A 12,472-nucleotide genomic window follows, 5' to 3' on the forward strand; every position below is an offset into this window, starting at 1 on the left:
CATGCACATAGTTTTTGCTGCGTCGGAGTGCGTCCCATATGCCAAGACCGGTGGATTAGCGGACGTTGTTGGAGCACTGCCATCCGCGGTAGCGAAACTTGGGCATAAGGTTACAGTCTATATTCCACTCTACCGGCAGGTGCAAAAGCACCTTACCGAGCGCCGCGTGGCCATACCGTCGCTGACGATTCCTTTTGTGTATTACAACCGCTTTGTGACGGTAGTCGATGGTGGCGAGCACGACGGAGTGCAGCACTACTTTATCGATTGCCCCGAACTCTTCGACCGCGAATTCCTCTATGGCACTTCCGCCGGCGACTATCCCGACAACGCAGAGCGCTTTGGGCTATTCGCGCGTGCGGTGCTGGAGAGCACCAAGCAGCTTGGCGTTCCGGATGTCTTCCACGTGCACGACTGGCAGTCCTCAATGTTGCCGGTGTACCTCCGGACGACTTACTACTTTGATCCTGCATTGTCTCGGTCCGGCTGCTTGTTGACGATCCACAACGCCGCGTATCAAGGGGCGTTTCCGCCGGCGACTACGGAAGAGTTGCTGCTGCCCTGGGACGTTTTCACGATGGACCGCGTGGAGCAGTACAACAACTTCAATTTTCTCAAGGGTGGAATTGTCTACTCCGACATCATCACCACCGTCAGCCGTCGCTATGCGGAAGAGATTCAGACGCCGGAGTTTGGCAATCAACTGGATCCGATCCTGCGCAAGCGGTCTGCGGATCTGCACGGCATTCTCAACGGAGTGGACTATGCACAGTGGGATCCGGCCACGGATGGCAACATAGCCGGACACTACACGGCGCGGAACCTGAAGGGCAAGCAGGAGTGCCGTCGCGATGTACTGCATGCCTTCGGAGCAAAGCAGGTGGGTGACCAGACGCCGGTGATCGGCATCGTCTCCCGCTTTGCCACGCAGAAGGGCTTTGACCTGATTGAGCAGGCGGCTGCGGAGATCTTTAGCGAAGATCTGTTCGTGGTGGCCCTGGGAACCGGCGAGCCCTACTACGAAAATTTATTCAAAGATCTGCAGCAGCGGTATCCGGAAAAGTTTTCGGTGAAGGTGATGTACGACGAGGCATTGGCTCACAAGGTGGAGGCGGGTTCGGACATGTTCCTGATGCCGTCGCGTTATGAGCCTTGCGGGCTGAACCAGATCTACTCGCTTCGATACGGAGCCGTGCCCGTGGTGCGTGCTACGGGTGGACTGGACGACACGATTCAGGAATGGGACGCGGAGCACGGGACCGGGACGGGTTTTAAGTTTGAAGACTATGACCCTGCCGGATTTCTGGCAGCATTGCGGCGCGCACTGGCGGCCTTTAAGAACAAGAAGGGCTGGCAGAAGTTGATGCGCAACGGTATGGTGCAGAACTATAGCTGGGAGAAGCCATCGCAGGAGTATGTCGCATGCTACGAGGAGGTAGCACGGCGGCGATCCTGAATTGCCAGACCGCAGCCTGTGGAGCTACGCGTCCTGAACCGGCGTACGCCGGAAGATGAGATACAGCGGGAGGCCGAGCAGAATAATCGCCGTTCCGATGAGAGAGCCCCGTATGTTGCTGCTGAAGGACGAATAGAGCAGCACTCCGGCTCCGGCGACAAAGAGCGCGGGCAGAAGCGGATATCCCCAGACACGATAGGGCCGATGGCGCTCGGGTTGCCTCCGGCGATAGACGAAGACCGTTGTTGCCGTGGCCATGTAGAACAGCCACTCCGCAAAGATGGCCAACTCGAAGAGTTGCTGAAAGCGTCCGACCACAATCAGCAGCAGGGAAGCGAGCATTGCCTGCACGACGAGCGATGTCGAAGGGCTGTGAAAGCGGGGATGGATGGCCGCCATTCTGCGCGGAAACAGGCCATCGCGCGCGGCGGCAAAGGGAATGCGCGCACCCGACATGATTGTTCCATTCAAAGTTACAAATATGCTCAGCGCCATTCCTGCCGATACCAGCGCCCCACCCCGCCATCCCGCAACGGCGAGCATAGCGGCGACCGCGGGCCGGGGAGATGCCGCAACCTGGCTGGCGGGAAGAATGTACTGGATCGCGGCATTGGTCGCCATGTAGAGGATGCCAACTACGCAAAGACCGGCGATCAGGGCGATAGGGAGATTCCGCTCCGGACGCTTCACCTCTTCCGCAACCATCGTCAGATCGTTCCAGCCATCGTAGGCCCATAGCGCGGCAATCATCGCGATCATGAATCCGCTAAAGCCGCCGTGTGAAGCGGCAAACACCGTTCGGAAGTTGCTGAAGCTTCCCTGGCTGCTGGTGAAGCAGAAGCCAACGATGACCACGATCAGCAGAACCTTCAGCCAGGTAAAGAAAAGCTGGAAGTCTCCCGCCTTCTTAATGCCGATGTAGTTCAGTCCAGTGATGAGCCAGGTTACGGCGATGGCAAAGATCTGCGCCCATGTGATGCATAGCGGGGCGTGCAGCGCCGGAGCGTCCAGCCACGCGAGAGAAGCAAAGGTTCCGAGCGTTCGCGCAAGGCCCATGGTTACGCTGGCGATGGATGCCGGTTTTGCCACTGCGAACCACGTCCACATGTAAAGAAACGCGGGCAGGTCGCCATAGGCGCCTCGCAGATAGACGTATTCGCCTCCGGCCTGCGGCATCATTGCGCTCAACTCGGCGTAGGTCATGGCGCCGAAGAGCGAGAGTACGCCGCCGGTGATCCAGGCCAGATAGACAAGGCTGGAGGAGCCCACGGCGCGCATCATCTCCTGCGGAACCAGAAAGATTCCGCTGCCAATGATGGTGCCCACAACAATGGCGGTCGCTTGCGGCAGGCCCAGTACGCGCGGCAGAGCCCTTGCTTTCGTCTTCTGGTCGAACGTATTTTGAATCAATGCCTGTCTCTCCGGCATGGAGAATTCCACGCCCGGGTTTCCAGAGATTAGCACGCCGCGAACGTCAGACTGCGCCTGAGCGGCAGCGGAAAGAGGTGACATTGGGCTGCGAAGCCTGCAAACCCTCGGCTATTCGCGAGCATCCTCCGGATTTCCGGGCGCCGTCTCCACAGGATGGAAATACTTATGAATATTCTCTGCGGTTCCCCGGGGAACCACCGCAGTCAGCGCATCCATATCTGCGTTTCTCACGCTGCTCAGGCTGCCAAAGTGTTGCAGCAGGCGGACACGGGTACGGTCGCCGACGCCGGGAACGTGCAACAGGTCGGAATCGCGGTCCCGCATCTCCCTGCGCTTGCGATGGTAGGTGATGGCGAAGCGGTGCGATTCGTCGCGAATCTGCTGCACCAGATGCAGCACCGGGGAGCGGCGGTCGAGAACGATAGGCTCGTCTTCCTGGCCGTAGAGATAGATGATCTCTTCGCGCTTGGCGATCGAGGCCAGGGGCTGGGTTACCAGGCCAAGCTCCTCTAGCGCCGCCGCTGCCGCGTGTAACTGCCCCAGCCCGCCATCCACCAGGATCAGGCTTGGCATGGGCTTCTGTTCCTCTTGCAGCCGCTTGTAGCGGCGCTCGATTACCTCACGCATGGAGGCAAAGTCATCGACACCTTCCACGGTTTTGATCTGGAATTTGCGGTAGGCTGACTTATTCATTGCGCCGTCTTCCCACACCACCATCGAGGCCACCGTCTCCGCTCCCTGAATATGCGAGATGTCGAAGCACTCGATTCTGCGCGGCAGCTCGGGAAGCATCAGCGCATCCTGCAGAGACTCCTGAATCATCTTCTGTGTTGGCTGCAGGACACGGAAGCGCTGATCATAGCTCTGCTTGGCATTCTGCCCGGCCAGGTCTACGAGCGAACGCTTGTCTCCGCGTTGCGGTACCGCAAGCTCAACCTTCCGGCCGGTTCGCTCACTCAACAGCCCGGCAAGGCTCGCCCGGTCGGTGAAGTCCGCGGGCAGATAGATGTGCTGAGGAACGTAATGCTGATCGATGTAGATCTGCTTCAACAGGGCAGAGAAGAAGAGGCCAGCATCGAACTCCGGACGGCTGGCGGGCTCGGCCGCAACCGCTTCTGTTTCTTCGACGGTCTCGTCGGGCTCGACAAGCTCGGGCAATTGCTCCCAGAAAAATTCACGGCGATCCACGATCTTTCCGCCCCGGACGTGGAAGAGATTTACAGCCAGCATTCCGTTCTCGTAGTGGTAGCCGAAGACGTCGGCGTCATCCCCCTCCGCTGCGGCCATTCGCTGCTTCTCGGCCACCTGGTCAACGGTGATCAGAAGATCCCGGTACTTAGCGGCAAGTTCAAACTGTTCTGCCTCTGCCGCATCCTGCATGCGTTCCTGCAGGGATTTTGCCAGTTCGCTCTGCCGTCCTTCGAGGAAGAGTTGCGCGTCCCGCACCGCTTCGCGATACGCTTCCGGCGTGGTCAACCCCTCGACACAAGGCCCCAGGCATCGCTTGATGTGATATTGCAGGCAAGGACGTGCGTGGTAGCGGGATAGATCGATCTTGCAACTTGGAAGCATGAAGCTGCGATGGATCAACTCCACGATGCGATAGGCCAGGTTGCCGGGGAAATAGGGGCCATAATACGCGCTGCCATCTTTGCGCAATCGCCGCGTTACAAATACTTTGGGATAACGGTCGCCCAGCGTCAGCTTTACGTAGGGATAGGTCTTGTCGTCGCGCAGCAGGATGTTGAAGCGTGGCTTACGCTGCTTGATCAGGTTGTTTTCGAGGGCAAGAGCCTCGTGCTCGTTGTCGACGAGAATGTAATCCAGATCGACAGCCTCGCGCATCAAGGTGCCGGTCTTGGCGTTCGCCTGGGACGACTCCAACAAATAGGATCGGACACGCGCCCGCAGGTTTTTGGCCTTACCGACGTAGATGACCTCGTCGTCCGCATTCTTGTAGAGGTACACGCCAGGGCGCGTTGGCAGAGTCCGAATTTTCTCGTAGAGATCCATCGCTGAAGGGGCCTTCTCTCAGTTTAGCTTTTTCCCCTCGATAGCGACTTTTGCGAGGAATGCGCGCGAACACGTAAAAAATGCTCTGTGGAAATCGTTCATGAGGTAAAACTCTAACCGTACAGCATTGGAAATATGGCACTTATTGGCGGAAATCATTTGGCATAAATCGTGCATCTCATCACTTACTTGACGGTCATGATGTTCGAATTCAAATACCGACACAACGGAGCGCAAGTCCATGAAGGCAGATACTTTTAAATCGTTGAGGGCAATTTCAGCCTTGGGAGCCGTTTCCATCCTTTGTATTACGGGCTGCTCCACGAAGAACTACGTCCGTAAACAAACAGCCCCCATTATCCAGCACACAAATGAGCTGGACGATGCCACAGCGACCAATAATCGCAACATCAAGGACGTCGACCAGCGGGCGCAGCAGGGAATTACCCAGGCACAATCTTCGGCAGACGCAGCTACTCAAAAGGCGACTGAGGCAGGACAGTCCGCGACCCAGGCGCAATCCTCCGCGCAGGAAGCTGTGAACCGTGCAGACTCGCTTGCCAGTGTGGTAAAGAACCTGGACAACTACAAGTCCATCGCGGATGTCTCTGTCACCTTCGGGTTCGATAAGGCTGTGTTGACCAAGGCGGATAAGGCCGATCTCGACAAGTTCGCGACGCAACTCACCGATGCCAAGAGTTACATCCTGGAAGTCACAGGTGGAACGGATTCGACGGGCGATGCCCAATACAACTACGGTCTGAGCCAGCGTCGTGCGGATGCGGTGGTGCAGTATCTCGCGTCCACGTATAACGTCGCTCCTCACCGCTTCTACCTGATCGGCATTGGAAAGGATCAGGCGGTTGCGTCGAACAGTACTGCCGCAGGACGCGCCAAGAACCGCAGGGTCACCGTGCAACTGCTATCCAACATGGCAGAAGGGAATGCGCCTCAGCAGACGGGCAGCGTGGCACAGCCGAAGTAACCAGAGTCCGATAGGGCTTAGGAATTGCCGGGATAGGCGTGGGAGATGCTGAATTCTTCCACGCCGGTCCCGGCATTTGTCTGTGGAGATGCAACTTCAACCCGGTTACGACCCAATTTCTTGGCTTGATAGCAGGCTTCATCCGCAGCGTGAAGGGCACTCTCCATCTCACTCCTCCATGTCGCCGTAGCAACTCCGGCGCTGATGGTTGCGCTGACCTCGCAGGAGCCGAGATCGATGTGAGCCGCTGCTACGGTCTCTCGAATCCGCTCTGCCAGGAGGGTGGCTGCAGACGCTCCATAGAGGGGCACAACGATTAAGAACTCCTCGCCGCCCCATCTACCCAGCGAATCATAGGGCCGTAACATCGAGGCCATCACCTGCGCGAGCTTGCGAAGCATGTGGTCGCCTGCCGTATGACCATAGAGATCGTTGACCATCTTGAAGTGATCAACATCCAGCATGACGACGCCGACAGACTGATGCGTCCGTTCGGCTCGTTGCAGTTCCAACTCCAAAATGTTGAGGATCGCCGCGCGATTCCACAGGCCGGTCAAGGCGTCATGCGTGGCCTGCCGCTCCAGGCTCTTCCTTATCCTCTGCAGGCGATCCTGCGTGATCAGTTGCCGTGCGCTGAATGTAAGAAACGAGAGCGCAACCATAGCGCCGACGTAGTTGACGCTGTTCCGAAGGATAGTAGCGGCCATGTAGAGGATCAGCGCGGGGTAGAGCGATGGCAGAAGAAGAGTGATCCGGGAGTAGCGTCCCTGGCCCAGTTCCCACTTCTCGTCGGGTTCCCCATGCTCGTTCCAGCGCATGACGAAGATCAGCGGAGCGCATAGCACCAGCGGATATCGCAGATGGAAGATCGCAGGCAGTCGCGCACCCAGGCCAAACCAGTCTGTTATGTCCAACAGGCAGGAGAGAGATAGCAGGATGCCCAGTTGGCGGAACAGGGCACGCCGATTTCGTGCCCGGCTGGTTCTGGAGCGCAGGAAGAATGCGCCGATGACGGCGGCGTAGTAGACAAAGTATGGAAGGGATATCCAGCGGTCTTCCGCGGCCAGAGTGACCCATCCGCGATGCATGATCTGGAATGAGCGACAGGCAACCAGGGCAAAGATGACTGCCTGAAGCATGTCGGCAATCAGCGTTGTGTGGAACCACCGGCCATTGCGATCAGGCTCAAGCAAAATCGCAATACTGAGCGGCACGAACCACATATTGAAGAGAAAGGACATGAAGGAGTGGAAGAACGCCACCCCGGGAAACCACTGCGTGAACACCCAGAGGATTTGCGCGGAAGCATAAAGGATGTAGGCGAATTCCAGCAGACGCCACACAGCTTTGACGTATCCGCTGCAACGCTGCGCGGTCCTCTCCACCACCAGCAGGACCAGGATGGCAGTCATCCACTCGATGAGGTGCAGGGTAAAGAAGGCTCTGGGAGTCGCGCCGCCAAATAAAAGGCAGATTGCATATGCTACGAGCAGTAAGCTCGCGATGCGTTGTCCCGCGATGTCCCAGGGTCGTTCCACATTTGGAAACTGCCGTCTTCTATATCTTCGGCAAAGCTCTGCAGTTTCTTTAGGGAAACGACATATTTCTTTACATCGGCATCTGGCGTATATGCTCGGCGCGAACTTCGGCTGCGGTAAAGAGGCTGAAGAAAGGGGCTCCCTTCGCGGCTTCCTCGACGGCGCGTCGGCCGCCGGCCTCCTCGCGCTCCACCAGGCACACGACGGCAAGGATGTTCATGCCGGCCTCGCGCGCAGCTTCAATCGCGGCAATGGTCGAGGCTCCCGTCGTACACACGTCATCGACGATCAATACATCGGCGCCCTTTTCGCAGAAGCCTTCGACCCTCCTGGCGGTGCCGTGCGCTTTTTCGGCTTTGCGCACCAGGAAGCCGTGGATCCACGGCGCGTTGGGATGTTCGAGAGCATAGCAGGCGCTGGCGGTGGCGACATTGGAGACGATCGGGTCTGCCCCCATCGTCATTCCTCCCACGGCTGCCGGCTTTAATTTCTGTTTGTGGAGCAACTCCAGGATGGCGAGGCCAGTAAGGCGGCCGCCCTCTGCATGGAGAGTGGTGGTGCGGCAGTCGATGTAGTAGTCGCTGGTTCCTCCGGAAGAGAGCTTGAACTCTCCCAGCTTGAAGGAAATGCGGGAGAGCAACTGAAGAAGGGCGGAGCGGGAGTCATGGGTCGTCATCGATAGCGATTGTAACGGAATCAGGCGCTATTTCCCCCGGCTCCTGCGAAGTGCTTAGCTGCGCAGTTTGTCCAGGTGGCGAAAACCATCCGTTGCCAGAAAAACCAGGGCGAAAATGGAGAAATTGTAAGCTGCATGGACGGCCACACTGGCGGCGAGCGAACTGGTTGCCAGGCGCACTACGCAAAGAACGATGCTGACTCCAAAAAGAACCGATAGCGGCGCAAAGGCGTGAGCGAGTTGCTCGGCATGCAGCAGAGCAAAGGGAATACTTGTGCCGATCGATGCCACGACCATCGCGAGCAGGCTCCACGAGGGCTGCCCTGAGACGGGATCGAGCGGACGTTCGGGCTGATGGGCGAATTGCTGGCCCAGCCAGTCCCATGCCGTGGCCAGCGAAGGCAGGAGGAAGCCTCGGAAGGCTAACTCTTCCAGCGCGGGAGCGATAAAGATCCCGAAGATGCTGATCATCCAGATGGAAGATCGCGTTTTGAAGAAGTCATCGATGGGGAGCGTCTTGGGAATGGGCAGGAAGTTCGAAAGGAACTGTACCGCCAGCCCCACGCCGAGGCCAGTCATCAGGAGCCAGGGCCACCGGCGACGGGCGACTCCGAGATTCCACGACACCCCATCCAGAAACGGCCGATACCACATGAGTGGAAATAGAAACCAGCTCACTGCCCAGATCAGGAAGTAGGCGACAGCCATCGTCGGGATCACGATCAGCGGATTCTTCTGGATCTTTTCTACTGGAAGGCTGCCGAAGATGTGCAGGGCGCTGCCCAGGCCGACAATGAACATCACCCCAAGCATCGCAAGGACGACGATTCCGCCAAAGATGAGCGTGTGTCCCAGGTGGGGAACGGCGCGGGGTTCGTGGGCAAAGACCTGCTCCGGCGGGGACGGCGGAAAGCTGGCCTGCGGAGCTGGATCTGGCGGCTGTGTGGCTTCAGCGTGCGAGGCTACATCGAACCGCTCGGGATCGGTGGTCATACTTCTTCTTCCTTTGTGGCGTGTTTTCTGCCGTTCCTGTTTGCTGCCTTAGCCGGCTTTCTGGCCGGGGCTTTACCGTTTGCGGAAGCGCCGTTGGGCGTGAGCGCCGCCAGAGCAGGCTCGGCAGCAGCAGGTGCCTGCGCTTTCTGCGGGTAATAGCGCCGCAGAAACTCGCCGGTATACGAGTCAGACACCCATGCAACATCCTGCGGTCTGCCTTCGGCGACGACCAGGCCGCCATCCTCGCCACCTTCGGGTCCCAGGTCGATCAGCCAGTCGGCGTTGCGGATGACATCGAGATTATGTTCGATGATGATCACCGTATTGCCAAGATCGGCGAGCCGATGCAGAACCTCGAGCAGCTTGCGAACGTCGTCAAAATGCAGGCCGGTGGTCGGTTCGTCCAGCAGGTAGAGCGTGCGCCCCGTCTGGCGTTTGGAGAGTTCGCGGGCGAGCTTCATGCGCTGTGCCTCGCCGCCGCTCAGCGTGGTGGCCGCCTGGCCCAGGTGAATGTAGCCGAGGCCCACGTCTACCAGCGTCCTCAGCTTCTGGTTCACTTGCGGAATGTCGGCCAGGACAGGCAAGGCATCCTCAATCGACAGCTCCAGCACATCGGCGATGGAGTAGCCATTGAACTTGACGGCCAGGGTCTCCTGATTGTAACGGCGACCGTTACAAACTTCGCAGAGTACGTAGACGTCGGGGAGAAAATTCATCTCGATGCGGCGCTGGCCTTCACCCTGGCATGCTTCGCACCGTCCTCCGGAGACGTTGAAGGAGAAGCGCCCTGGCTTGTAGCCGCGTTCCCGCGACTGTGGAAGCATGGCAAAGAGATCGCGAATTGCTGTGAAGACCCCGGTGTATGTCGCCGGATTGGAGCGAGGCGTGCGGCCTATCGGCGACTGATCGATGCGGATGGCCTTATCGATCTGGTCGAAGCCGGTTATGGAGGTGTGTTCCCCTGCCTCTTCGCGGGAGCCGTAAAGCTCATGGGCGAGCGAGCGGTAAAGAATGTCATTGACGAGCGTGCTCTTGCCCGAGCCGCTTACCCCGGTCACCACCGTCATTACACCCACGGGGAAGCGGACATTGAGGTTCTGCAGATTATGGCTGCGTGCGCCAAGGACGGTGAGCCACTTATTCGTCAGCGGCCGGGGCTCGCTGCGATGCAGAACGTTGAACTCCCCGCTCAGGTAGCGCCCGGTGAGCGATGCAGGAGCGTTGACGATTTCGGCTGGAGTGCCCTCGGCGACGACCTGCCCGCCCAGCTTTCCCGCGCCTGGTCCCAGGTCGAGCACATAGTCCGCGTGCCGGATGGTGTCCTCATCATGCTCCACCACGAGAACTGTATTCCCCAGGTTCCGCAGCGATTCCAGCGCAGCGATGAGCCGTTGATTGTCTCGCTGGTGGAGGCCGATCGATGGTTCGTCGAGCACGTAGAGAACCCCTCGCAAACGCGATCCGATCTGCGTAGCGAGCCGAATCCGCTGGCCCTCGCCCCCGGAGAGCGTGGCAGCATTGCGGTCAAGCGAGAGATAGTTGAGTCCCACGGCGTTCAGAAATTCCAGCCGCTCGATAATCTCGTGGCGCAGGCGTTCGGCAATCAGCGCCTCCCGCTCGGAGAATTGAAAGCTTTCGGCTGCGGCCAATGCACGACGAAGCGGAAGCGCGGTGAAGTCCGCGATCGAAAGGTCTCCAATCTTGACGGCAAGCGACTCCGGCCGCAGTCTGCGGCCTTTACACGAAGGGCAGGTCGAGGCAGACATATAGCCCATCAGCCATTCGCGGTAGGCATCGGACTTCGACTCCTCCAGGCTGTTGCGCAGGTAGGCGACGATTCCGTGGAAGCCGGTACGTGGCGCTTCGGTCTTGCTGGGGCCATAAAGCAGAGTGTTCTGCTGCTTCTCGGTCAGTTCTTCGAAAGGCTGGCTCAGATCGATCTTGTAGCGATCCGCCGCGAGCTGGATGAGCTTATGAAGATATTGCGAGCTGGAGCCGGGACCGAGGCCGCCATCGAGCAGGGGCTTCTTCCAGTCGGCAACGATCTTATTCGGGTCGAAGTCGTAAATGCTGCCCAGGCCGTGGCACTCCGTGCAGGCACCGTAGGCCGAGTTGAAGGAGAAGCTCCTTGGTTCCAGCTTCGGCACGTCGAGGCCGCAATCGGGGCACGCCATCGATGAGGAGAAGATCTGTTCCTCTCCGCCAGACAAAGCCACGAGCACCAGCCCATTGGCCATCTGGAGAGCCTTCGCGATCGAGGTTTCCAATCGCTTCTCCACTCCGGGCTTGAGCACCACGCGGTCGACGACGGCTTCGATGGTGTGATTCTTTCGTTTCTCCAATTGGATCGGGTCCGCCAGGTCTCGCATCTCGCCATCGATGCGGGCGCGAAATCCCTGCTGATCCAGTTCGTCGAGCAGGTCCTTGAACTCACCCTTCCGCCCGCGCACCACCGGCGCGTAGATTGTCACCCGCTCCGTTTTCGCTTTTGCCAGAATGCGCTCGACGATCTGCTCCGGAGACTGCCGGGAGATGGGTTGACCGCACCGCGGGCAATGGGGCACGCCCACGGATGCGTACAGCAGGCGCAGGTAATCGTAGATTTCGGTGATCGTTCCTACGGTAGAGCGGGGACTGCGGCTCGTAGTCTTTTGTTCAATGGAGATTGCCGGGCTCAGGCCTTCAATCGAATCGACATCGGGGCGCTCGATCTGATCGAGAAACTGGCGGGCATAGGGCGAGAGCGTTTCCACATATCTCCGCTGACCCTCTGCGTAGATGGTGTCAAATGCCAGCGACGACTTGCCGGACCCGGAGAGTCCGGTGATGACAGTCAGCGTGTTGCGGGGAATCTGCACGCTGATGTCGCGAAGATTGTGCTGGCGCGCGCCGCGCACCGTTATATGTGTAATGGCCATTCTTGAGGCTTTATGGGAACTCGAGGAGAAATCGCACGGTTTTAATAGCTCGGCCTCGACAGCAAGACGACTGCGAGAGTTAAAATGACGAAAGACTCCTTATGTATCTTATTAGGCAACAGAAACGCGGGTCAAACGCGGGTCAAATGCTGCGTTTCTCTGCGACAATTGCTTCACACAAATCGCCTTCACTGTTTGAGTGAGGCCAAACCTGAAGTTGGATGACGACCGGAAAGTGCTATATCCATCCGGTGGCAAACAGAGGCAAGCTTCATCACTTAGAAGGCGAGAATGCAGGATATAGTCAATACGTTTCTTTTGATCTGTGCGGCGATGGGCTCCCTTGCCCTGGGTGTGCTGCTAGCTTATGCCACCTGCAAAGTGGGCTTTCATGTACTGCGGATGCACGCACGATCCTATGCCGCACCGCGAGCCAAGGCCGAGATCGCCCGCGTTTCCTAG

General features: G+C 58.5%; 9 protein-coding genes. 3 read left to right on the forward strand and 6 right to left on the reverse strand.

Annotated features, from left to right (window positions below; all coding sequences use genetic code 11):
- Position 1: 1 nt before the first annotated feature.
- Positions 2 to 1,456, forward strand: a complete 1,455-nt coding sequence (gene glgA / locus VM554_15890; GenBank protein ID HVJ09860.1) for a glycogen synthase GlgA — start codon at positions 2 to 4, stop codon at positions 1,454 to 1,456.
- Positions 1,457 to 1,480: 24 nt separating this feature from the next.
- Here glgA and VM554_15895 read toward each other — a convergent pair whose 3' ends face one another.
- A complete protein-coding gene (locus VM554_15895) occupies positions 1,481 to 2,968 on the reverse strand; it encodes an amino acid permease (GenBank protein HVJ09861.1) in 1,488 nt (495 codons plus the stop codon).
- A gap of 27 nt (positions 2,969 to 2,995) precedes the next feature.
- Complete coding sequence (uvrC, locus tag VM554_15900; protein ID HVJ09862.1) at positions 2,996 to 4,900, reverse strand: excinuclease ABC subunit UvrC; 1,905 nt, start codon at positions 4,898 to 4,900, stop codon at positions 2,996 to 2,998.
- Positions 4,901 to 5,141: 241 nt separating this feature from the next.
- Here uvrC and VM554_15905 point away from each other — a divergent pair, with 241 nt between their 5' ends.
- Positions 5,142 to 5,885, forward strand: coding sequence for an OmpA family protein (locus tag VM554_15905; GenBank protein HVJ09863.1), 744 nt, complete (start codon positions 5,142 to 5,144; stop codon positions 5,883 to 5,885).
- A 17-nt stretch (positions 5,886 to 5,902) separates the two neighbouring features.
- Here VM554_15905 and VM554_15910 read toward each other — a convergent pair whose 3' ends face one another.
- From VM554_15910 to uvrA, 4 genes are all read right to left on the reverse strand, one after another.
- Positions 5,903 to 7,423, reverse strand: a complete 1,521-nt coding sequence (locus VM554_15910) for a GGDEF domain-containing protein (protein ID HVJ09864.1) — start codon at positions 7,421 to 7,423, stop codon at positions 5,903 to 5,905.
- Positions 7,424 to 7,493: 70 nt separating this feature from the next.
- Positions 7,494 to 8,099: an orotate phosphoribosyltransferase gene (gene pyrE, locus VM554_15915; protein HVJ09865.1), complete on the reverse strand. Its 606-nt coding sequence runs from the start codon at positions 8,097 to 8,099 to the stop codon at positions 7,494 to 7,496.
- Between the two features lie 54 nt (positions 8,100 to 8,153).
- Positions 8,154 to 9,092 carry a type II CAAX endopeptidase family protein gene (locus tag VM554_15920; GenBank protein HVJ09866.1) on the reverse strand — a complete coding sequence of 313 codons (939 nt, stop codon included), beginning with the start codon at positions 9,090 to 9,092 and terminating at the stop codon, positions 8,154 to 8,156.
- Complete coding sequence (uvrA, locus tag VM554_15925) at positions 9,089 to 12,010, reverse strand: excinuclease ABC subunit UvrA (protein HVJ09867.1); 2,922 nt, start codon at positions 12,008 to 12,010, stop codon at positions 9,089 to 9,091. Before uvrA ends, VM554_15920 begins: the two co-directional genes overlap by 4 nt.
- A 291-nt stretch (positions 12,011 to 12,301) precedes the next feature.
- Between uvrA and VM554_15930 the strand changes: the two genes are divergently transcribed.
- Positions 12,302 to 12,472 carry a hypothetical protein gene (locus tag VM554_15930; GenBank protein ID HVJ09868.1) on the forward strand — a complete coding sequence of 57 codons (171 nt, stop codon included), beginning with the start codon at positions 12,302 to 12,304 and terminating at the stop codon, positions 12,470 to 12,472.

Origin of the sequence: Acidisarcina sp. (assembly GCA_035539175.1) — a bacterium.
GTDB lineage: Bacteria > Acidobacteriota > Terriglobia > Terriglobales > Acidobacteriaceae > JANXZS01.